Origin of the sequence: Vreelandella hamiltonii, from assembly GCF_014651775.1 — a bacterium.
GTDB classification, from domain to species: Bacteria; Pseudomonadota; Gammaproteobacteria; order Pseudomonadales; family Halomonadaceae; genus Vreelandella; species Vreelandella hamiltonii.
Map to the genome: position 1 here is coordinate 112,511 of NZ_BMXN01000005.1, position 19,355 is coordinate 131,865.

26 protein-coding genes and 1 tRNA gene are annotated in these 19,355 nt (G+C 57.1%); 2 read left to right on the plus strand and 25 right to left on the minus strand.

The window, feature by feature from the left end:
* Positions 1-26 precede the first annotated feature (26 nt).
* Complete coding sequence (locus IE091_RS06335) at positions 27-704, minus strand: Bax inhibitor-1/YccA family protein (protein ID WP_039177898.1); 678 nt, start codon at positions 702-704, stop codon at positions 27-29.
* 161 nt (positions 705-865) lie between these two features.
* Between IE091_RS06335 and IE091_RS06340 the strand changes: the two genes are divergently transcribed.
* Positions 866-1,627 carry a dienelactone hydrolase family protein gene (locus IE091_RS06340; RefSeq protein WP_189463070.1) on the plus strand — a complete coding sequence of 254 codons (762 nt, stop codon included), beginning with the start codon at positions 866-868 and terminating at the stop codon, positions 1,625-1,627.
* Between the two features lie 82 nt (positions 1,628-1,709).
* Here IE091_RS06340 and IE091_RS06345 read toward each other — a convergent pair whose 3' ends face one another.
* The 3 genes from IE091_RS06345 to IE091_RS06355 form a co-directional block, all read right to left on the minus strand.
* The gene (locus IE091_RS06345; RefSeq protein WP_016913867.1) at positions 1,710-1,874 is read right to left on the minus strand and encodes a hypothetical protein; all 165 of its coding nucleotides are present in this window, start codon (positions 1,872-1,874) and stop codon (positions 1,710-1,712) included.
* A 104-nt stretch (positions 1,875-1,978) separates the two neighbouring features.
* The gene (locus IE091_RS06350; protein ID WP_189463072.1) at positions 1,979-2,977 is read right to left on the minus strand and encodes an aldo/keto reductase; all 999 of its coding nucleotides are present in this window, start codon (positions 2,975-2,977) and stop codon (positions 1,979-1,981) included.
* A gap of 29 nt (positions 2,978-3,006) precedes the next feature.
* Positions 3,007-4,002, minus strand: coding sequence for a hydrolase (locus tag IE091_RS06355; RefSeq protein WP_189463073.1), 996 nt, complete (start codon positions 4,000-4,002; stop codon positions 3,007-3,009).
* A 111-nt stretch (positions 4,003-4,113) separates the two neighbouring features.
* Between IE091_RS06355 and IE091_RS06360 the strand changes: the two genes are divergently transcribed.
* On the plus strand, positions 4,114-4,308 hold the full coding sequence (locus tag IE091_RS06360) for a hypothetical protein (protein WP_189463075.1): 195 nt from the start codon (positions 4,114-4,116) through the stop codon (positions 4,306-4,308).
* 2 nt (positions 4,309-4,310) lie between these two features.
* On the opposite strand, the gene IE091_RS06365 is transcribed toward IE091_RS06360, so the two are convergent.
* The 21 genes from IE091_RS06365 to IE091_RS06465 all read right to left on the minus strand — a co-directional run bounded on the left by IE091_RS06365 (position 4,311) and on the right by IE091_RS06465 (position 19,158).
* The gene (locus IE091_RS06365) at positions 4,311-4,523 is read right to left on the minus strand and encodes a hypothetical protein (RefSeq protein WP_229800773.1); all 213 of its coding nucleotides are present in this window, start codon (positions 4,521-4,523) and stop codon (positions 4,311-4,313) included.
* Positions 4,524-4,569: 46 nt separating this feature from the next.
* Positions 4,570-5,289 (minus strand): DUF6694 family lipoprotein, encoded by a 720-nt coding sequence (locus IE091_RS06370; RefSeq protein ID WP_189463076.1) that lies wholly within the window; start codon positions 5,287-5,289, stop codon positions 4,570-4,572.
* Between the two features lie 81 nt (positions 5,290-5,370).
* Positions 5,371-6,306 (minus strand): Abi family protein, encoded by a 936-nt coding sequence (locus IE091_RS06375; RefSeq protein WP_189463077.1) that lies wholly within the window; start codon positions 6,304-6,306, stop codon positions 5,371-5,373.
* A gap of 685 nt (positions 6,307-6,991) precedes the next feature.
* Positions 6,992-7,234, minus strand: coding sequence for a hypothetical protein (locus IE091_RS06380; RefSeq protein WP_189463079.1), 243 nt, complete (start codon positions 7,232-7,234; stop codon positions 6,992-6,994).
* The gene (locus IE091_RS06385) at positions 7,234-7,524 is read right to left on the minus strand and encodes a head-tail connector protein (protein ID WP_189463081.1); all 291 of its coding nucleotides are present in this window, start codon (positions 7,522-7,524) and stop codon (positions 7,234-7,236) included. Before IE091_RS06385 ends, IE091_RS06380 begins: the two co-directional genes overlap by 1 nt.
* The gene (locus tag IE091_RS06390) at positions 7,521-9,017 is read right to left on the minus strand and encodes a terminase large subunit (RefSeq protein WP_189463082.1); all 1,497 of its coding nucleotides are present in this window, start codon (positions 9,015-9,017) and stop codon (positions 7,521-7,523) included. The genes IE091_RS06385 and IE091_RS06390 overlap by 4 nt, the downstream gene beginning before the upstream one ends.
* Entirely contained in the window at positions 9,014-9,475 is a 462-nt protein-coding gene (locus IE091_RS06395; protein ID WP_189463083.1) for a TerS protein, read from the minus strand. Before IE091_RS06395 ends, IE091_RS06390 begins: the two co-directional genes overlap by 4 nt.
* A 63-nt stretch (positions 9,476-9,538) precedes the next feature.
* The gene (locus tag IE091_RS06400; protein ID WP_189463085.1) at positions 9,539-9,850 is read right to left on the minus strand and encodes an HNH endonuclease; all 312 of its coding nucleotides are present in this window, start codon (positions 9,848-9,850) and stop codon (positions 9,539-9,541) included.
* Entirely contained in the window at positions 9,822-10,982 is a 1,161-nt protein-coding gene (locus IE091_RS06405) for a phage portal protein (protein WP_189463087.1), read from the minus strand. Before IE091_RS06405 ends, IE091_RS06400 begins: the two co-directional genes overlap by 29 nt.
* On the minus strand, positions 10,979-11,500 hold the full coding sequence (locus IE091_RS06410) for an HK97 family phage prohead protease (protein ID WP_189463088.1): 522 nt from the start codon (positions 11,498-11,500) through the stop codon (positions 10,979-10,981). Before IE091_RS06410 ends, IE091_RS06405 begins: the two co-directional genes overlap by 4 nt.
* A 2-nt stretch (positions 11,501-11,502) precedes the next feature.
* A complete protein-coding gene (locus IE091_RS06415; RefSeq protein WP_189463089.1) occupies positions 11,503-12,720 on the minus strand; it encodes a phage major capsid protein in 1,218 nt (405 codons plus the stop codon).
* A gap of 415 nt (positions 12,721-13,135) precedes the next feature.
* The gene (locus tag IE091_RS06420; RefSeq protein WP_189463091.1) at positions 13,136-13,537 is read right to left on the minus strand and encodes a helix-turn-helix domain-containing protein; all 402 of its coding nucleotides are present in this window, start codon (positions 13,535-13,537) and stop codon (positions 13,136-13,138) included.
* A gap of 44 nt (positions 13,538-13,581) precedes the next feature.
* Positions 13,582-13,875 (minus strand): helix-turn-helix domain-containing protein, encoded by a 294-nt coding sequence (locus tag IE091_RS06425; protein WP_189463092.1) that lies wholly within the window; start codon positions 13,873-13,875, stop codon positions 13,582-13,584.
* A 2-nt stretch (positions 13,876-13,877) separates the two neighbouring features.
* Positions 13,878-14,360 (minus strand): hypothetical protein, encoded by a 483-nt coding sequence (locus IE091_RS06430; RefSeq protein ID WP_189463093.1) that lies wholly within the window; start codon positions 14,358-14,360, stop codon positions 13,878-13,880.
* On the minus strand, positions 14,350-14,595 hold the full coding sequence (locus tag IE091_RS06435) for a hypothetical protein (RefSeq protein WP_189463095.1): 246 nt from the start codon (positions 14,593-14,595) through the stop codon (positions 14,350-14,352). The genes IE091_RS06430 and IE091_RS06435 overlap by 11 nt, the downstream gene beginning before the upstream one ends.
* Positions 14,592-14,801 (minus strand): hypothetical protein, encoded by a 210-nt coding sequence (locus IE091_RS06440; protein ID WP_189463097.1) that lies wholly within the window; start codon positions 14,799-14,801, stop codon positions 14,592-14,594. Before IE091_RS06440 ends, IE091_RS06435 begins: the two co-directional genes overlap by 4 nt.
* A gap of 272 nt (positions 14,802-15,073) precedes the next feature.
* Positions 15,074-15,289, minus strand: a complete 216-nt coding sequence (locus IE091_RS06445; protein ID WP_189463099.1) for a helix-turn-helix transcriptional regulator — start codon at positions 15,287-15,289, stop codon at positions 15,074-15,076.
* 58 nt (positions 15,290-15,347) lie between these two features.
* On the minus strand, positions 15,348-15,917 hold the full coding sequence (locus IE091_RS06450; protein WP_189463101.1) for a hypothetical protein: 570 nt from the start codon (positions 15,915-15,917) through the stop codon (positions 15,348-15,350).
* The gene (locus IE091_RS06455) at positions 15,914-17,140 is read right to left on the minus strand and encodes a tyrosine-type recombinase/integrase (protein WP_189463102.1); all 1,227 of its coding nucleotides are present in this window, start codon (positions 17,138-17,140) and stop codon (positions 15,914-15,916) included. The genes IE091_RS06450 and IE091_RS06455 overlap by 4 nt, the downstream gene beginning before the upstream one ends.
* A 162-nt stretch (positions 17,141-17,302) precedes the next feature.
* Positions 17,303-17,393: transfer RNA gene (locus IE091_RS06460), tRNA-Ser, on the minus strand.
* A gap of 58 nt (positions 17,394-17,451) precedes the next feature.
* The gene (locus IE091_RS06465) at positions 17,452-19,158 is read right to left on the minus strand and encodes a potassium/proton antiporter (RefSeq protein WP_096922970.1); all 1,707 of its coding nucleotides are present in this window, start codon (positions 19,156-19,158) and stop codon (positions 17,452-17,454) included.
* Between the last annotated feature and the right edge of the window lie 197 nt (positions 19,159-19,355).

Sequence of the window (19,355 nt, forward strand, 5' to 3'; positions counted from 1 at the left end):
CTCATTCAGTGAGCATCCCTGCTACATCAATCGTTGCTCATGATGCCCAGAATGGACAGCAGGCTGATGAACAGGTTGTAGATCGATACGTAGAGAGTGACGGTCGCCAGAATGTAGTTGGTCTCGCCCGCACGATGAACGATCTCACTGGTTTGGTACAGGATTGCCGCCGAAGCGAACAGCACAAAGCCCGCGGACACCATCAAGGAAAGCGCGGGAATGTTGAAGATCAGCCCAGCGACCATGGCCAGCACCAGCACGATCGCGCCAGCCAGCAGGAAGTTGCCCAGGAAGCTGAAATCTTTCTTGGTCGTCAGCGCAACGGCCGACAGACCAATGAACGTCAGCCCCGTCATGGCCAGCGCGTTCATGATCAACGCGCCACCGTTTGGCAGTGTCAGGTAGGCCGAGATGATGGGGCCCAGCGTAAAGCCCATGAAACCGGTGAACGCGAAGGTTGCCAACAGGCCTGCGGCTGAATTGGCAGTCTTGTGCACCAGGAACATCAGGCCGTAGGCGCCGATGAAGAACACGAAAATGTTCAGCTGCTGAATGCCCATGGCCACGGACACCCCTGCCATGACGGCAGAGAACAGTAGCGTCATTGCCAGCAGCGCGTAGGTGTTTCGCAGAACCTTGTTGGCACTGGCACCACTGACCGTGGTGGTCTGTGCTCTTGCCAGGTTGGAATCGTTAAAAGCCATTATCAGTGCTCCCTATATGGTCATACTCACAACGGACAAGAATGCCGTCCTCAGGTTCCAGACGCAAGTTTTTGTCTTTAAACGCAACGAGTGTCTTGCGTTGTCGCCTCGAGCGACGATTCGACTATGCTGATATTTCCCAACATACATTGGACACGACAATGCGCCACAAGATCCCTGTCATCATCTCTTCCGTAGGTTGTTTCGCCTTGGCGACGGCCGCCCATGGCTTTACCCCGCAGGGCGAAGACACACGCTATGAGGTCGATGGTGAGTCCTTCAGCGGTTACTTCGTCTCTGGCGGTGACAACCCGAAAGGCAGTGTCATCATCGTCCATGACTGGGACGGCCTGGATGACTATGAGCGCCAGCGCGCCGACATGCTGGCCGAGGAGGGTTACGATGCGTTTGCCGTCGACCTGTTCGGTGAAGGCAATCGCCCCCAGGCCATCGAAGATAAACAGGCTGCCACGCGAGCACTCTATGAAGACCGCGAGCGCATGCGTCAATTGACCCTGGCAGGCCTTGCCCATGCCCGTGAAGTAGGCGCCGCTTCACGCAGCGTGATCATGGGGTACTGCTTTGGCGGCGCCGTCGCGCTGGAAATGGCCCGTTCAGGCGAGGCGGATGACATCGCGGCCTATACCAGCTTTCACGGCGGCCTGGACACTCCTGAAGGCCAGGCATACGCAGCCGATACGGCACCCATCTATATCGCCCACGGTGGCGCTGATGATGCGGTGAGCCTGGAGGATGTCGCCACCCTGGCAACGGAGCTCGAAGCCGCAGGCATTACCTACGAGATTGGCATCTACTCTGGTGCGCCGCACGCCTTCAGCGTATTCGGCAGCGACCGCTATCACGAACGCGCCGACCAGCAGTCCTGGGCCACGTTTCAACATTGGCTGGCAGAGATGCTTTGATCAGCACCCAAAAAAACGACGGCAGCTTCCAAAGCTGCCGTCGTTTTTTCATCCAGCCACGGTCAACGAACAACGCTGCCCCTTACACGGACGATTCGCTATCGCCCTCTTCGTCCCGATGCGGTGTCACCACGGTAGAAGCAGACTGGCGGGCATCCTGAGCGTTGTAGAGACGCGCATCGATCACGTTCAGTACCGCCAACTGGGCAAACAGTACAGCGAAGCAGATAATCAGACCTTTCAACATGGCGGTATTCCTTAGGGGGCTAACAGCCTGTTAGCATAATTTGGATGTTAGCCAAATGCTGAAAGAATGCAACGGCACCAAAAAAATAAAATGCCCCAGGCGCGTCAGAACTCTTCGGTATCGATATCCGCCTGCTGTGCATCGCTGTAACGGCTGCCTGCTACCGTCTCTGGGCCCATCATCTGGCGGAGGCTGACCAATACATCCGCATCGAGGCGAAGGTTCTCTGCCGCCAGGTTCTCACGCATGTGCTGGGTAGAACAGCTGCCCGGTATCGGTACGACGTTCTCCCCCTGTGCACAGACCCAGGCCAGCGCCAACTGGGCAGGCGTCCACCCTTGGCGTGCGGCCAGCGCCTTGAAATCAGCCAGTGCTTGTACATTCTGCACCAGGTTATCGCCCGTGAAGCGTGGCATGTTGGCCCGCATGTCGCCCTGAGGGAACGTCGTATACGTATCCATCGTGCCCGTCAGGAAGCCTCTGCCCAAGGGGCTGAAGGCTACCAACGTCACTCCAAGCGCTTCACAGGCCTGCTTGAGGGCAATTTCGGGGTTGCGGGTCCACAGCGAATACTCGGACTGAACGGCCGCAATGGGGTACTCGGCATGAGCCCTGCGTAACGTCGCTGCTGAAATCTCCGATAGCCCCACCGCGCCCAGCTTGCCCTCCTCTACCAGGCGCCCCAGCGCGCCCACGCTCTCTTCGATGGGCACCTGACGGTCAAGGCGATGCAAATAGTAGATATCGAGATGATCGGTTTTCAGACGCGCCAAGCTCTCTTCACACTGTCTGCGCAAGGTAGCGGGACGACCGTCGATCACCCGTTGGCCGCGCTCCATGTCCATGGCCATTCCGCCTTTACTGGCCAGCAGCAGCGCGTGACGTTTGTTGGCCAGGGCGCTCCCCAGCAGCCGCTCGTTGGCCGTACCGCCATACAGCGTGGCGGTATCGAAATGGCGATATCCCATCTCGAAGGCTTCTTCCAGGGCACGGATGGCCTCGGCGTCCGATACGCGTTGGCCATACCCATGGGACAGGTTCATGCAGCCCAGGCCAATGCGGGGTGACCCGACCTCGTTCAACCGCTTCAGAAATGCAGACATGAATAACCTCGACTTGCCTATTCAAGTGATCAGGACACGGCGCCGTGTACGGCTATTTGTGCAGCGAGCCAGTGTGGCACGCGGTGTTCGAGATAATAGCGTGGCCGCCATGGCGTGCCTTCGATAAATCCCACATGGCCCCCCTGTGCATGCAGCTCCAGCGTGACGCAAGACGCCCACTCACCGCTCGGCGGCACGCTATGAGGATAAACGAAAGGGTCATCCGACGAATGAATCACCAGCGTGGGTCTTGCGATGCTGCCAATGAAGTAAGCACTGCTGCAGCGGCGATAATACTCGGCCGCACTGGCAAACCCATGCAAAGGCGCCGTCACGCGACCATCGAAGTCCCAGAAGGTGCGCATTCCCTCCAGACTTTGCAAAGCGCTCAAACGTGCCAACTCTTCCTCGCGGCCCTGGGCTTCGAACGCGTGACGCTTGTTCTCCACGTAGCGGCGCAGGTCACGCAGAAAGCGTACTTGATACACCCTGGACGCCCCCTGGCTGATACGGTCGGCACAGTGGTCGAGCCGAAAGGGAACCGACACCGCCACGGCGGCCTGTAAAGGGCACTGCTCGCCGGTTTCTCCCAGGTACTTCAGCAACACATTGCCACCCAAGGAGTAACCGACGGCAGCCAGCGGTTTCTGCGGCGCCCGTGCCACCAGTTGGGCTACGATATCGGCCAGATCCTCGCTGGCCCCGGAGTGATACCCTCGGGCTCGGTGATTCGGCTCACCTGAGCAGCCACGCCAGTTCACCGCAACGCTTTGCCAGCCCATGGCCGCCAAGGCCTGCTGCTGGCCAACGATATAGTGAGAAGAAGCACTGCCCGTCAGACCATGCAGCAACAAAGCACAAGGCACCTGTGGCCCTTCAGGCCCATACCAATCCAGGTCGATGAAATCCCCATCCTGCAGGGTCAGGCGTTCACGGTGGCGCGACAGGGCCACACGGCGACGTAACAGCGGGCTATACACAGTTTGAAGATGGCCATTGACCAGCCAGCGGGAAGGCTGAAACACAGGCAGGGCTCCTGTTACACGCTCAAGTAGCCGATAAGCTTAACAAACTTTCGGCAACCGTTGCCGATATGCGCTAGGGTTAACGTACCCATCATGACCAAGGAGAGGATTATGGAACGTTTTGCCGTCTACCGTGCAGTAAAGGAAGGTGCCGAAATCGACGACCAGCCCGAGTGGTGGGTGGTCGACACGAGGGATGAAAACGAACGCGATGGCGAGCTGGTTCGCCACCGGGGCACCACCAAGCCCGAAGCCGACGATGTGGCCAATACCCTCAACGAGCAAACACACGACGAGCAGCCATAAGGCTACTCATCCACGTCGACCTTGCGCAGGTCTTCCACGGCCACACCTTCCGGCAAATCATCGGGCTGAGCAGCCAGCCACACGGGCGACAGGTCACTATCCTCTCGTCCATCATCATGACGATGCCCCGGTATTCGATAGACCACCTGCTCTCGGCGATGGTCCCAGGCAAACACTTTATCCATGGTGCGCTCCTGCGCAAGTGATACCTCCATCAAAACCCGCCTTGGCGGGTTTTGATGCGTCATGTCAGGCGCTTTCTCAAGGCCTTTCCCACAGCATGTCACCGGTGGGGCCATCCAGGCGCAGAACCTCGATACTCAGCTGCGCATCGTCGCTGATCGACGGATTCCCCCATGCTCCGGTGCTATCCGGGGCCAGGCTCCACTCCAGCGTTTCACCGGGCTCGATGCCCCCGGAAATGGTATAGAAGAAGGTTTCATCCACCCAAGGCGTCGACCGCCCCGGGCTTTGCAGTACGCCTCGAAAATGGGCCTGTGCCACCGGTTCGCCCGTGTTGTTGGTAACTCGAAGTTCGATCACCGGCGTGCTGCCAGCCCCCCCTTCATCGCTTAACCGATACTCGGCACTTTCCACCACGAACCGGCTCAGCATTTCTTGAGCAATGGGCTCTTCCAGCTCATGGCCTTCCTTGTCTTTCTCGGGCAAGTCCCCTGCCAGGGCCAGCACTTGCGGCCCACTCAACCCGTGCAAACTGCGCCGGGCCTCGGTTGCGAGGGCTTCCAGCTCGTCATCACGCAGTTCACTGAGCTGAACGATGGTCAGCCCCTGCTGGGAACGGCGCATCAGCAGCGTATTCACGGCCTCGTCGAAGCGTTCAGCCTCGCTGTCATCCAGTGAAGCACGAATTTCATCGAGGGACCGGTCAAAGTATCGCGGGTTGGAAGCGTCGATGGTCGGGTCTGCAAAAGCAACGCCCGCCATGGCCATCGTCATCGCTACCGCTAATATCCGTTTCATAGAGTCACCATCCTGTTGGTTGAGTTAACAACATAAGCTATCTGGTGGCGCTTTGGAAATAGCCCTTCGTGGGCGGATTGATCACTTGAAACTGCCCTTCGGGCCAGTGGCAGCCAGTGCTGTCCGCCAGTGATCGGGAAGGTGCATCGCTATGTGGGTGGCTTCGGTCTGCTTTTCCAGAAGGCTATACAACCGCCGCGGCCAGGATGTTCCAGGATTGATTACCACCATCAGGTGGCCAAGCATCACGAAATGGTTATAGATGTAACGGGCCTGTTCATCGGGTGTTTCTGGATGCAAGAGAAGCGGCATCCTACGGATGTGGGGATATTTTTTCGAGAAGCGACGGTTCCATAAGCGTGCATGATGGGCACACACATTACGCAGCTGACTGAGGTTATGAAAAATGCCTTGGGCTATTTCGATGGTCGGTAGATCAAGCTGCTGAATCACTACCTTTTTAATTTCTGTAGGCATGGTGAGTTCAACCCACTGCGATAGCGCTCCAAATGTCAGTGTTTCCGCCATGATCCAGATAGGGGGCAATCCAGCCCCACGATACTTCTGGCGATAGTGCTTTACAAACGCCTCTTCATTGTCTTGTAGATCGTTGGCTGCTCTGGCCACCTGCTTGGCGTGTTTGTAAGGACAATGAAAGTACTGAGCATCCAAATACGCATGCGGCCCTTTTTGAAGAGCAAATGCATTCACCCATAACGAGCGCAGGGAGACTTCCACCCGCTCCAAGGCTTCAAGACAAATCAGACGTAACTCACGGTCAAATATATAATGCTGGAGCACATCATCAAACGAGGTACCAGCAACGAAACGGTGGGTGCGCCCAACGTCAGCGAGCGCATTAGGCTCTTCAAAAGGCAACCAGAAAGCGCTTAAGCGGTAATAGCCAATATGCGTGAGGTAATGCTCGGCACGAGCGGTATCTGGCACATTCATGCCCCGCTTGCGGAGTAGCGACACTTGCTGCTCAATAGGGATAGGAGGCTTGTCATAGTACATTTTGGAAGCCCCAAAATAGTAACCCCCCGGTTTGAGCATCACCGCAGCGCGCTGCAGGATAGGCTTGGGGGGTGTTGTTGGAATCTATTATAGGCATGTTGCTCATCAGCAGCAAGATAAACCCCGCGTCGACAGGTACTGGTTAATCGACAAGGCCCAACTGATACATATCCATGGTATCAGGCAGGCACCCTGACGATAGCGTCACCTTTAAGTAGCGCTGGCAACGAATACAGATGGAGATAAATACATTCTCGGCCAAATCACACGCATAAAAAAAGCCCCTGACGAATCAGGAGCTTTTTCAAATAAGTGGCGGAGGGACAGTCCAGCACAAAGCCATCCCCCAGCCCCGTGGTTGCGGGGTTTCTCGGCTCAGGCGCTGCCGATGTGCCCCCAGATATGCCCCCTTAGCAAGTGAATCACTTTTAGCCGATGTCGGATAATCGGACATCGCCCACGCGGGCAAGGCCGGTTTGGCTTGAGTGAGGCCAGTTTGGCCTAAGTCAGGGCAACATGCCCTAAGTCGGGTAACGCCTAAATGGTGTTCAGGGGTTAGCACCCGCCAGGGTTCCGAACTGCATAAATGTGACTTCCTGCAGGAATTACGCTTTTTCAATGGGTTAGATAAAAGGTGCAGTTTCCCCACCTTTTAAGCGATGCGAACATAAGCGCATCGGTAGCCTTACCACTTGCCGCGGTAACGCTCGAACTTATTAGGCGGGCAGCCTGGGGCCAAGTCGTCGTCGATTGCCTCCTCTAACGCTTCAAGGCGCTGGTGCAATCTCTCAATAGCCTGGGCATCCTGCTTACGCATTGCCCACACCAAGCGACGGTTTAAGCGTTCGCGCTCCTCCTCTAGACGGTCGGCACGATATTCACCGGCGGGTCGCTCGCTCCATGCAAACTCGCTTTTCAGGTCGCCCATTAGAAAACCTCGTTAGACCGGTACGAGTTTAGCAAAAGTTGGAAGGTGGGGTTTTGCTGGTAGCTACCTACTCCCACGCTTTGGCGCTCTCTGTTCTCGAATAGATCGGCCACCAGTAGCAGCACAGCAGCACGCACAGGCGCGGGCATCGGTTCAGGTAGGTCATCGCCTAGGTACTCGCTCACGTAGCCCACAGCGGCCTCAATTAAGCCGGTAATCAAGCCGTCTTCGGCGTCGTCTTCATCTATCAAGCGAAGATGGGCCTTTGCTTCTTCAAGTGAAACGCTCATACGAATAAAACCTCTGTTTCAATGGTGGCGGGTTCTTCGGCTGACTGGGCGGCCCCCATGGCCATCGCCAAGGCTTGAATGCCGTCAATGCGTCCAGTACGGCGGGATTTGTCTAGCTTGCGAGCGCCAGCAGGATCCGTTACAGCGACCGCATTGGCGGCGCACATAGTCAAAACAGGGTGGTTGCCGTGGGCTATGCGTCCGTTCAGCAACTCGGCTTCAAGTGCGTCAAGTGCTGGGGCCATATCGCGGAAGCCTTGCCCGTGGGGTACCAGCGGCAACTCTATGCCAAGGCGGTCTAGCTCTTTCTTGAAGATGTCGATGCGCCAGCGGTCAAAGGCCAGGGCGTGAAGGTCTACGTCTTGCAGTATGTCGCCTAGGTCAGCGGCTACCGCCTCATAGTCCACGGTTGCGCCTGGGGTAGTACGCAGGAAGCCATCACGCGCCCACACGTCATAGGGGGCACGGTCTTTTTTAGCTCGGTCGAAAATGCCTTGCTCTGGCGTCCAAAAGTAGATTTGAACCTGCCATACGCCCTCGACCTTGCCCACTAGCGCCAGGGCGGTTAAGTCGGTACGGGCTGACAGATCAAGCCCACCAAACACCGGCCCATCAAACGGCAGCGGCGCGGCTGCACAGTCTGCCCATACGTCTGGGCTAATGAAGGGGCTGTCTAGGCTGACACGCTGGTTAAGTAGCAGGTTGCGGGCACTGTTGGACATGCTCGGCATACGCTCGGCCTGGGCCATCTGCTCTCGCATATCGTCCTCACTTCGGAAGATGCCCAACGCAGGGTTAGCGGCGCGCCATGCTTCAACGTCCATCAGATCGCAGTCAGCGGGCGCGGTGTACAAGTGGCAAACAGTACGCGGGTCTTTCGACCTTAGGGCGTCGTCTATCCACTCGCTTAGCAAGTCGGCATCGTTGGCGGCCTGGGTGCTGATCGTGATTATTAGCGGGTTTTCGTGTGCGCCTTGGCTGGTGGTGATCGCGTCCACAAAGTCAGATTGCGGCCCACGTACCTGCCCCACTTCGTCCAGTATGGCCAGCACGGGGCTAAGACCGTGGGCGGTTTTGCCATCGGCTGCCAGCGCCTTAAACTCAGTGTTCATTGTCAGACCAATAAGCCGCTTGCCGCTGGGCACAATGCGCACGATCTTGGAAAGCTCGGGAGACATCTGCACCATCTTTGAAGCCAGGTTAAACACCAGCGCGGCTTGGTCGCGGCTCATGGCGCCGCTAACTAGCTGGCTGTTTTGCTTCACCTCTGGGCCTACCAAGTGCGCCAGCAGTAGCGCGGCGATAAGGCCGGTTTTGCCGTTCTTGCGGCCCACGGACAGAATAGCGCGGCGGGTACCGGCGGGGTTGTCGTAAACGTCGATGATGAATTGCTTTTGAAACTTAGCCAGCACCATCGGCTTACCCACGCCAGCGCCCTCAGGCGTTACACAATAGCGCTCGATGAATTTGATAATGCGTTCGGCTCGGGTCATTGCAGTGTTCTCGGTATCAAGCCGTCGTCATCGTCAACGCCTTGGCGCGCATCGCGTTCTAGTGCGGCGCTCTTGTTGATGTCTTGCGACTTGCCCACCACGCTGATCGTGTCGATCTTTAGCTGCCGTGCCATGGCCAGGGCGCGGCGGCTCATCTTATCCAGCAGCGTACAAGCGGGGTTGACCTGGTCGCCCAAGATCATGCCTTGCTGGTCGATCAACTCCTCTAGCTGGGCTATGTCGCCATAGGTGCGGGCAAGCTGGCCAGCCAAGATAAGGTCGGCATCCGTCCACGTATCACGCGCCCTAGCGGTCACAATGGCAGCCCACACGGGCCGGTCACTATCACGCAGGCGAACACAAGCCGGAGGCGCTATTGGCTCCATGGCGGCGGCCTGTGCGGCGGCTATGGCCGCTTTGGCGCTGTCAGATCGGTGGCGGCGGGCGGTTGTTTTCATGGCAGTTAGCGATAAAAAAGAGGTTGGGTGGCGGTGTCTGCCGCCGCGGTTCCTCGTGATTTTTCAGCGGTTCCAATGGTGGTTTGGGTCAATGGGTCGGCCACTGGTGTCGCATCCCACCTGCACCAACTCCCCGCCGTTCATCTCGGCGCGGGTCTTCTGGCTGTGGCACGGGTGGCACAATGGCTGCAAGTTCTCGCGGCGGTTGTCGTCTGAGTAGTCGCCTTCACCGTTGATAATGTGGTCAACATCGGTGGCAGGCTCCACCCGCCCAAGCGCTGCGCACTGCCTACAAAGCGGCTCCTCGGCTAGCACCTGGGCACGCAGGCGCGCCCACGCGGCGCTATTAAGGGGTAGGTGCCTTAGCTTCTTCATCGTCTATGCCTTCGATGCTGGGCAGGTTCTCCAGGCGGCGCACCTCACTACGGCGCATCCATCCATCACTGATAGAGCGCTCGTAGAACTGGGCCCGCTTCAAGCTATCGCCACGCAATAGCCCTTCAACGTTATGCTCTGCGTAGAAGGTGGCGGGGTCGTTGATTAGGGCGCGGTTGATTGCCTGCTCCCACATCACCAAGTGACGGCGTAAGGTATGGGTCACAAAGTACCGGCCAAGCTCTACCGCGTTGGAGTAGTTGGCCTCTCTCAGATCGCCAATAAGCACGGGCGGGACACGGAATAGGCGGGCCACCTCCTCCACGCTCATACGGCGGGCTTCTATCCACTCGGCGTCTTCAAGCGTCATGCTGACCGTCTTGAACTCGGCACCGGCAGGTAAAACAGCAGTCTTGCCGTGGTTACTCACACCACTCTGACCAGCGGCCCAACTGTCGCGTATTTGCGCGGCCTGCTCTTTGGTGGTGGTGGGCTGCGTCTGAATAACGCCTGATAGCTTGGTACCCTGGGCAAACATACGTTCCCCGTGGGTGCGCTCTGCTAGCGCTAGCCCTACCGTGTCGCGGCACACCTCAATAGGCGTTCGGCCCATCAGGCCGTCATCACTGTGGTAACGCAGGTGAAGCACCTCAGACGCTAGCAGGCGGCGGCGCTTACCGTGCCGGTCTGTCACCTCATACACCAGCTTATCGTCTAGGGTGATAAGCACGTTCACACTGTCAGGGTGAAGCGCCTTCAAGCTGTCGATGCGTCCGGCAGCGTTCCACTTGATCTCGGCATAAGCATTGCCACGCAACAGAACGTGCCGTTGCAGCATTTCCCGAAACTCTAGCGCGGTCTGCTGTTCGTTTGGCTCTGAGTGCAACAGTTTGAACAGCGGATGGGTTCGGGCCTTCTCGCGCCCATCCTCAGTGCGGCGGTAGATGTCTAGCGGTAGGCTGGCCACACTCTCAGAAATAGCCGCCACGGCAGCATAAACGGCGCTGATACCTTCGGCACTCTTGGGGTTCACCGCCACGCCTGCCACGTCTTGCGCAGCGGTGAAGCGGTTCCAGTAGGTGTCGTAGGCATCGGCGGCGCGCTTCTCAAATAGGCGCTTGATTAACTTCACTGGCAAGCCTCCACGTATAGGCGGGCAAGTCGGATGCCTAAGGGCTGGCTGGCGCGCACCTGTACGCTGGTCGTGTCGTAGGCGGGTGACGCGGTTATGGTGACTTCAATCAAGTCCACGTCTGTCAGCTCGCGCACGGCGCGGCCTTCACGCTCTGACCACGCATCGCTCACCGGCAGGAAGCCAAACGAACAGCCAGCCACGTCGCCACGCTCCACCAAGTGGGCCAAGTCGCGGCCCAAGGTGGTGTCGGGTAGGTCGATCTCGAAGGCCAGCCCCACGGCATCCTCAGTTAGCCGCAACGTACCAGCGCCCAACCGTCCCAGCAGTGCGCGGCCATCATGCTCGTAAATAGCGCGGATGTTTTGGGCGCCGGTACCGGCGAGCGTGCGGGTAAACGCGCCAGCACGTACCACCTCGACAAACTCCCCTAGATCGGTGGGTTCATCGAAGCGGGCAACGTAGCCGGTCAGCTTGCGGCCCTTGGGCTTCAATTCAGTGCTAGCACGGCGCTCCATGGTTATTCGCCTGGGGTTGCAACGACAAAGCCTTGCGGATGGCGAAGCGCCACATCACAAGTGGCCATAGCGCGAACCTGAACACCGCCACGGCTATAAGCCGGTTCAGCGTAGGGGTTCACCAAGATGTCGATCTCTGACCAGATACCTAGCAGCACTTGCGAGAAGTCGCCAAACAGCAGCGTACTAGCGGGCATCTGATTAGTAGACCAGTAGGGCTTATCATCCATCATGCCGTTTTGCAGCAGGAAGCCAGAACCGGAACCGGCGACCTTCTCAGTGCTGCCAAGGGTGGTCTTCACGCCTGGGGCTGATAGCCAAGCCGCGCCTTCCAGGTTTTCAAGCTCTAGCATTTCGGATAGACCAAGCACACCGGCCCAAGTGGTGGGAATGTCGGCGGTTTGGATGCCAGCGGCCCCGATAATGCCTTGCGGCTCACCAGCAGCACCGGAACCGTTCAAGATCGCGCTATCAATCTGTTGGGCAATCAAGGCGGACAGATCGCCACGAACTAGCTGCTCGATGTCTGGGCTAGATTGCTGGATAAGCTGGCGGCTCATTTCGGTTTTGCCGCCTACGTGCTTAGGTGACAGCTTCACCTCGCCAAAGCTCATTTCGCCTTCTGGCACGGCTCCACCTTCTGTCACCCAACCGGTAGCAAGGCCGCTGCCGTACTTCGGAATGCTCACGTCACCCGATAAGCCAGACAGAATACGGATACCAAGACGGCGAGCCAGTAAGCGGTTGCGCAGCGCGTCAATGTACTGGTCTTGGCGGTGGTCAATTGGGGTGATCTCGCCAGCGGTGCCGGTCGTGTTGGCCCGTGTCTCTAGCGCAGCCATTGGCACGAATGCGCCTTGTGCCTTGCGACCGCTGCGGCGCTCGGCCTCCTGGGCGTATTCAGCTTCTACACCGTCCAGGCTGCGGCCTTCCATCTGAGCGCGCATTACCTTCATCACGCTTACCTGACGCGCCAGCTTGTTGAAGTCTGCGCCAGCATCACCGGTTACGGGTGCGGCAACGCTGCGGCGCTCGGCTTCGGCTAAATACTCTGCTCGGTCAACCTGACCGGCCAGGGCGCGCTCCTCTGCTTTGAGCGTCTCAAACTGCTTAGCTTCATCGGCTGACAGATCGCGGCCTTCATCGGCGGCTTTGTCGATCATGCCCTTCATTTGCGCAACTTTGGCGCTTCGCTGCTCACGTAGTGCTGACACTTTCATTTTCGTTACCTTGTCGGTTGGTCGTCTGGTGGTGTCGCTATAACACCTAGCCCATAAATGCAATGTTATAACATAACTGTTTATATCGCCATTACTGTGATTGCTTACAAGGTGGGCGCTTATTGCTCACGCCTTGGCTTCTCTCTCTGTGCCGCTCTCTCTGTTGTGTTCCCTGCCAAAAGCCCCCTAACGTGGTAACTCTAGAAGGGTGTTCAATTATTGAACCCGGTAAAAATCGAAATGACGGGGTAAGGGTTCAATTTTTAGCCCCTTATTTGGAGCAAAACGCCCGCTATATGAATAAGGGTTCAATTTTTAGCCCTATGAGGTTCAATTTTTGAACGCGGTTAAAATCGAATAGCTGTTCAATAACCACGGCTAAAGCAAAAAAAATCCCACCGCGTGGTGGGATTCCTTAGCCTCTAGACAGCTTGCGCCTGGGAATGATGCTAGGCGGCATTTCCAGGTCTTTGCCTGGGCAATCGTCTATGGTCTGCCATGTTAAGGCAAACAGCGCACAGCGGGCACCTTCTCTGCCGTGCCGGTTCTCTCTAGTCTTAACGATCAACTCGCGGTCTTGTAGCTCGCGTAACGCCTTGGCTAACGTCGCCTTGGCCATACCTCCCCAGTCTTCCATCATTGAATGGGTGGCGGACAGATCGCCATTGTTGCGCCCGTTGTATTGGCTTCCCAGCACCATAAGAACCTTCAAGGCTGACGGTGAAAGCTCCCTAAAGTCGCGCTGTTCCATCAGCAGTTTGGGCAGTGCGAGAAAGCCGCCAGGTGTTGCCACGCTGTCGCGCTTTTTCCTGGGCATAGCGTCCTCCAGAAGCGGGCCTCAATGCGAGGCCCGCTGATAAATCACTGCGCTTCGATTAGGCGGTATCGCTTTATCGTTTTACAGCGAGCATTCTGGTTAGGGTTGGGCGCTTCTACCGTGTCAATCGGAAAGCCTTTCTTTTTCAGATCGCGCACCACGGCACGGGCATCAGCCAGGGGCAGCAAGTGTTGCAACTCAAAGGCGCTGGCGGGGTGCTGGCGCAAAACCTCTAGCACCATGCCTTGCTGGGTGTTAGGATTGATCTTGCAAGACGGCTTCGTATGATCGGCGCGGCTCCCCTCAGGGCCGCGCTTTTTATTGAACGGCGCGGCCATGGTTACTCCTCCCCTTCTTCGGCAAAAATTACTTTTTCCTTTTCTTCTTCAACTTCAACTTCTAGCTGTGAAATTGTCGCCTCAAGGCAGTCTGCCGCATCCATAAAGTATTCAGCTCCACGCTTAGCAAGCTCGCGCCCAACGCAGGCTAGCCGCTCGGCATCCTGGGCTAAATCGAACCCATCCTTGTCCAGCATGTCCACGATAGCTTTAAACACAGACGCCAGCTTCAAAAGGTCTTCACCGGCAAGCGTCATTTGCTCTAGCTGTTGGGTATAGTCGCTAATGGTGTTCTCTAGCTGGCGGACATAATCGTTAGTGGTGGTATGGGTCATAGCGGCGGCACCTTTGTAAACTGAGTCTTCAATCATCTGGGCATACTGAACTAGCGCGGCGGGCCTTATGTCTTCTTCGCGGCGCTCGGATGTCTCGGCTTCTTCTCGCATCGTGCGAAGAATGCCGGTTAGGTAGAGCTCATTTAGCATTGGAGCCTCCTGCCTTACCGGCCTCTTGCTCTCCAATAATGTCAACCAGCGAGTTAGCACGGTTAGCCAAGTGCTTTATAGCCGTGGTCATACAGCCACGATGAAAGCGGCTAAGGGCTGGCGCTTCGTCTTCGCTGCCTTCATGGCTGCCGCTTTGCTCCAGCATGTCGGCTAGGCCATATACAGCGCCCAAGATGTCCTCAAGGTCGTGTAGGTGCGTTTGGTTGGTGTTCACGCTTCACCCCCTACACTGCGCTTGGCAGTATTCAGGGCGCGGGCTTCTAGTTGCTCGGCTTTCGCTATGTGGTGGTTGTAACGCTTTAGGCGGGTGCTGGCACTGCTATCGGCAAACAAGGCACTTTTGGCCATGGCACGATGGGCAGCGGCGCGGCTGGATAAGCTGCGGGTAATAAGATTAGATAGGCGGATGGATGCCGTCATTGGTGAGACTCCTTTGTGTTTGGAGTCGTCCCCCTGCTGCGGCCAAGCAACGAATGGGGGCGACTGTACGCAGGTTGGCCGACCGGTCACAAAGGAAACCGGCACACCCGAAGGTGTCCCACGCACAGCCGCCATAACTGACGGGCACAAAAAAAGCGCCGTCATTTGGGGCGCTGGTGCGCCTTTGTGATTGAGACCGGCCAAGGTCTGTATTGCTAGCGATTTTGCGCCAGCAAATGAAGCATAGGGGAACGTATGGGATAAAGTCAACATCACGCGGCCCCCTTTTGCTGGTGGGCGCACTCGATGCGCTGTTGGATCCACTGGTCTACTTCATCTTCAACCCAAGCAACTGAACGCGGGCCAATCTGAACAGACTGGGGGAAGGTGCCGTCTTTCATAAGGCGGTAGAGGGTAGAGTTTGCTAACGCAGTGCGCGCCAGCACTTCACGACGCTTGATTAAGGTCTTGCGGTTGGCTTGGCTCATATAGGCTCACCCTGACTGTTGTGGCACGAACAGGAACAGGATGTAACCGGCAGAGGTTTTAGTCTTTCTGGCGTTTTTGGGAATATGTCATAAAGTCAAATTTTGCACGGCGCTCGTAATACCAATCGCGAACAGTTTCCCATGCTATGCCTTGCTCTTTTCCTACTGCCAAGAAAGCGTCACTTCCTTTCTCGCCTTCCTCAAGTAACTGCAACACCTTAAAAACAACAACATCAGCTAGTAGATATTTTTGCCGTGCAAAACGTAGTTTGACGCCTTTCATACTAAAGCCAAACGCTTCATCTAAGGTGCGACACTTAGCGCCTTTCGCTTTTCGCCAAGACTTCAAATATGCACTTTGGCACCATTCAGGCATTGGCAAGCCTCTCAGGGCGCAAAGCTCAACTGCTTGAAGAACTGCTATCGTCTCCCCTTCTTCAAATGCTTTTTCTAGCCTGGGCAGCTCCTCATTCCATGTTGTCCACTGGTAAATAGGCGCGGCTGACGCGCCTGGGCTTGCTAAGCATCCGCCGTTTTCTTCCCATTGTTTTTGCTCTTTGTAAATATCTTCGAAAGAAGAGCTCTCCAAGCGTGCTACCGCTTCACTCATAAGGCCATAAACGCTCATACCACCCCCTTGATAGGCACCACGTTTTGACTGCCTTCGCGTAGCGTGTCCAGGTAGTCGGCCCACGCCTGCAACATGGCGCGGCGCTGCTCTAAAAACGCTGTACGGTTGTAGGCGCGCCCATTGGCGTCTCTTACTACGTGGGCCAATTGCTGCTCAATGTGAGCTGGTGGGAAGTTTAAGCGCTCCTCTAGCACCGTGCGGGCCATGGCCCTAAAGCCGTGGGCAGTCATTCGGCCTTTATAGCCCATGCCAGCCATAGCGGCAGTAATAGCGTTTTCACTCATTGGTCGGTCACGGCTTCTAGCGCCTGGGAACACATAACGGCTTCGTCCGGTTAGGTCGTGCAGATCGGTCAGCACCTCGACTGCTTGCGAAGCCAGCGGCACGATTAGCGGCGGGCCGTTTTTGCTCGGGGTGAACTTCCAGGTTGCTTCTTCCAGGTTGATCGCGTCCCACTCAGCGCGGCGAAGCTCGCCAGGGCGAACGAACACCAACGCGGACAACTTGAGCGCGGCCAGCGTTACCGGCTCGCCAGAATAGGCGTAAATGGCGCGCATCAGCTTGGCGATTTCATCCGGTTCAGTAATGGCGGGATGGTGCTTTATCTGCGGCGATTTAAGGGCACCTTTCAGATCGGCGGCGGGGTCACGGTCGGCGCGCTCTGTCGCTATGGCATAACGAAAAATCATACTCGCCAGGGTGCGCACTCGCTTGGCTGTCTCTAGCTTGCCTTGCTTCTCGATCTTACGCAGGCAATCAAGCAATTCTGGCGCCGTGATCTCAGAAAGCACACGGTTACCCAACACCGGCAGCAAGTGAAGTTCTAGGCGGCGCTTGTCGTGCCGGTAATGATCGTGAACCACCTTATCTTTATGAACGGCTAGCCATTCGGTGGCCACCGCGTTCAGTGTGTTGGCAGCTGCTACCTTGCTAGCACGTCGCTCGGCTTGCTTTGCTGCGCTCGGGTCAACCCCCTGGGCAAGCTGACGGCGGGCATCCTCGCGCCTTTCTCGGGCTTGGGCCAGCGTAGTCTCTGGATAGATACCAAGCGCCAGCCGCTTCTCTTTGCCGTTGAAGCGATATTTCAGCCGCCAGTAAGTGCCACCGCTGGGGGTGATCTCCAAATACATACCGCCACCATCGGACAGCTTATAGGCTTTTTCCTTCGGCTTGGCATTGCGCACGGCGGTAGCGGTCAGCTTGTTGGTGGCTCGGGTCATTGGGGGCACCTAAAAACGTGATTTTGGCTTATGCCCCCACTTATGCCCCCTCAAAAGGTGGGATGTCAAGAAACAAACAGAACGTATAGAACGCAAAAAAGCGCCCTAAGGCGCTTCGTTGCTGTGTTTCTGGTATCTCTGGGAACACCTGAAACTATGTTGTGGCGGAGGGACAGGGATTCGAACCCTGGATAGGCTATTAACCTATGCCGGTTTTCAAGACCGGTGCATTCAACCGCTCTGCCATCCCTCCGGCTTATGGGTGCGTATAATAACAGCTTTCCCTTGGAAGTCAACGCCTTTTGAATCAATTAGTAGAGTCTTAAGCCTACCCGGGTAATGTCGCCGCCTTCCATCTCGCTGACCACCCAGTGAATGCCGTGCCAGTCCACGTCGTCCCCCACCACCGGGTGGCCGCCTACCCGCAGGGAGACGAACTCGGCCAGGGTCATCTCCTGCTCGCCGGGGCTCAGGGTCAGGCCGTAGGCCTGGGCGATGTCTTGCATCTGAGCGGTGCCGTCCAGGGTAAAGGTACCGAAGAACGCCCGCTCCTGCTTGAGCTTGGCATCGCCATTGAACAAGCGATTCAGGGCCACCAGGTCTTCACTGCGACCAATCACGCAGATCACATCCCCCAGCTTCAGTCGGGTGCTGCCTTTGGGGTGGAGCATGACGTGGTTGCGGAACAGCGACGAGATCAAGGCGCCCGAGGGAAACCGCAGCAGCCGGATAGGCACATCGTCCAGGTCCTGGTTTTCCACCGTGTAAACGAACATTTCAAAATCGTTTTCCGGCAGGATGCCCAACGGACCGCGCCGATTGGGCGTGGTGCCCACGGGCACCTGCACCTTCAACCAGCGGGCCACCAGATTGAGCGAACCGCCTTGAATCAGCAACGACATCAGCACCACCGCGAAGGCCACGTTGAAGTAGAGAGAAGCATTTTCGACGCCGCCAATGACCGGGAAAATGGCCAGCACGATAGGCACGGCACCCCGCAAGCCAACCCAGGCAATAAAGAAAGTCTCGCGCCAGCGGAACTTGAAAAACGGCTTGATGGTTATCAGCACCGCCAGCGGGCGGGCAATAAAGATCAAGGCCAATGCCACCAGACTGGCTGGAAGCGCTACTTCCCAGAGCTGGCTGGGCGCGACCAGCAGGCCCAGCACCAGGAACAGACCGATCTGGCTTAACCAGGCAAGCCCGTCGTGCACCGGCAGAATGAAGTTGAGGTGCCTGCCCGGCTGATTGCCGATCATCAGCCCAGCCAGGTAAATGGCCAGGAAGCCACTGCCGCCCAGCACGCTGGTAAGGCCAAAGACACTGAACCCCAAGGCAAGCGCCAGCATGGAGTAGAGGCCAGGCGCCAGGTCCAGCCAGCGCAACAACTTGGCGCTGCCCCAGCCGCCCGCCACGCCCACCAGCAGGCCGATGCCGAACTGAGAAACGAAAAACAGCAGCGTCTCGCTGATGCCACCAATATCCCCCACCAGCATCTCGACCAGCATCAGCGTCAGGAAAATCGCCATCGGGTCGTTGGTGCCTGACTCGATCTCCAGCGTTGCCCCAACCCGCTCGTTCAGGTTCACTCCACGACCACTGAGCATCGAGAACACGGCCGCCGCATCGGTGGAGCCGACGATGGCCCCCACCAGTAGCCCCTGGATCAAGGTGAGGTCGAAAACCCACATGGCAATCACGCCAACGATGGCGCTGGTGATGAACACCCCAAGCGTTGCCAGCGAAAGGGCTGGACGAAACCCCACGCGAAACGTCTTGAGTCGTGTACGTAACCCACCATCCAGCAGAATCATGGCCAGCGCTAGGTGGCCGATGGTGAAGGCCATGGAGTAGTCATCGAACTCGAGACCCAATAAGCCTTCCTCCCCGGCAAGCATACCCAAACCCAGGAAGATCAGCAGTAGCGGCACGCCCATCATGGAAGACAAGCGGCTCGCCAGAATGCTGAGCGCCATGAGGGTACCGCCTACCAGAAAGAAGGTATAAATTGCGTCCATGAGTCTCCGTCTCTACATCAATGCCATTCTATTATTGCATGCCCAGGCTGATTTTACTGAGCGAGTTGGCCAGATTGCCCCAGGGCTAGCCAGAGACTTCTCCTGACAGCTAAACTCCGCCGTCGTACCTTCTGGAGTTCAGGTTATGTTGAACGCATTCTTGCGTGCCCGTTCCATCCTTACCCTAGTCTTAGCGT

What these genes read in the sequence shown, in the direction of transcription:
- IE091_RS06360 (WP_189463075.1), top strand. Translation starts at nt 4,114, where the DNA reads ATGGAACGTTTTGCCGTCTACCGTGCAGTAAAGGAAGGTGCCGAAATC.
- IE091_RS06335 (WP_039177898.1), bottom strand. Translation starts at nt 704, where the DNA reads ATGGCTTTTAACGATTCCAACCTGGCAAGAGCACAGACCACCACGGTC.
- IE091_RS06345 (WP_016913867.1), bottom strand. Translation starts at nt 1,874, where the DNA reads ATGTTGAAAGGTCTGATTATCTGCTTCGCTGTACTGTTTGCCCAGTTG.
- IE091_RS06400 (WP_189463085.1), bottom strand. Translation starts at nt 9,850, where the DNA reads ATGAAGAAGCTAAGGCACCTACCCCTTAATAGCGCCGCGTGGGCGCGC.
- IE091_RS06450 (WP_189463101.1), bottom strand. Translation starts at nt 15,917, where the DNA reads ATGAGCGTTTATGGCCTTATGAGTGAAGCGGTAGCACGCTTGGAGAGC.
- IE091_RS06340 (WP_189463070.1), top strand. Translation starts at nt 866, where the DNA reads ATGCGCCACAAGATCCCTGTCATCATCTCTTCCGTAGGTTGTTTCGCC.
- IE091_RS06415 (WP_189463089.1), bottom strand. Translation starts at nt 12,720, where the DNA reads ATGAAAGTGTCAGCACTACGTGAGCAGCGAAGCGCCAAAGTTGCGCAA.
- IE091_RS06445 (WP_189463099.1), bottom strand. Translation starts at nt 15,289, where the DNA reads ATGAGCCAAGCCAACCGCAAGACCTTAATCAAGCGTCGTGAAGTGCTG.
- IE091_RS06385 (WP_189463081.1), bottom strand. Translation starts at nt 7,524, where the DNA reads ATGAGCGTTTCACTTGAAGAAGCAAAGGCCCATCTTCGCTTGATAGAT.
- IE091_RS06410 (WP_189463088.1), bottom strand. Translation starts at nt 11,500, where the DNA reads ATGGAGCGCCGTGCTAGCACTGAATTGAAGCCCAAGGGCCGCAAGCTG.
- IE091_RS06455 (WP_189463102.1), bottom strand. Translation starts at nt 17,140, where the DNA reads ATGACCCGAGCCACCAACAAGCTGACCGCTACCGCCGTGCGCAATGCC.
- IE091_RS06465 (WP_096922970.1), bottom strand. Translation starts at nt 19,158, where the DNA reads ATGGACGCAATTTATACCTTCTTTCTGGTAGGCGGTACCCTCATGGCG.
- IE091_RS06390 (WP_189463082.1), bottom strand. Translation starts at nt 9,017, where the DNA reads ATGACCCGAGCCGAACGCATTATCAAATTCATCGAGCGCTATTGTGTA.
- IE091_RS06430 (WP_189463093.1), bottom strand. Translation starts at nt 14,360, where the DNA reads ATGCTAAATGAGCTCTACCTAACCGGCATTCTTCGCACGATGCGAGAA.
- IE091_RS06380 (WP_189463079.1), bottom strand. Translation starts at nt 7,234, where the DNA reads ATGGGCGACCTGAAAAGCGAGTTTGCATGGAGCGAGCGACCCGCCGGT.
- IE091_RS06370 (WP_189463076.1), bottom strand. Translation starts at nt 5,289, where the DNA reads ATGAAACGGATATTAGCGGTAGCGATGACGATGGCCATGGCGGGCGTT.
- IE091_RS06440 (WP_189463097.1), bottom strand. Translation starts at nt 14,801, where the DNA reads ATGACGGCATCCATCCGCCTATCTAATCTTATTACCCGCAGCTTATCC.
- IE091_RS06395 (WP_189463083.1), bottom strand. Translation starts at nt 9,475, where the DNA reads ATGAAAACAACCGCCCGCCGCCACCGATCTGACAGCGCCAAAGCGGCC.
- IE091_RS06350 (WP_189463072.1), bottom strand. Translation starts at nt 2,977, where the DNA reads ATGTCTGCATTTCTGAAGCGGTTGAACGAGGTCGGGTCACCCCGCATT.
- IE091_RS06420 (WP_189463091.1), bottom strand. Translation starts at nt 13,537, where the DNA reads ATGCCCAGGAAAAAGCGCGACAGCGTGGCAACACCTGGCGGCTTTCTC.
- IE091_RS06365 (WP_229800773.1), bottom strand. Translation starts at nt 4,523, where the DNA reads ATGGAGGTATCACTTGCGCAGGAGCGCACCATGGATAAAGTGTTTGCC.
- IE091_RS06425 (WP_189463092.1), bottom strand. Translation starts at nt 13,875, where the DNA reads ATGGCCGCGCCGTTCAATAAAAAGCGCGGCCCTGAGGGGAGCCGCGCC.
- IE091_RS06375 (WP_189463077.1), bottom strand. Translation starts at nt 6,306, where the DNA reads ATGTACTATGACAAGCCTCCTATCCCTATTGAGCAGCAAGTGTCGCTA.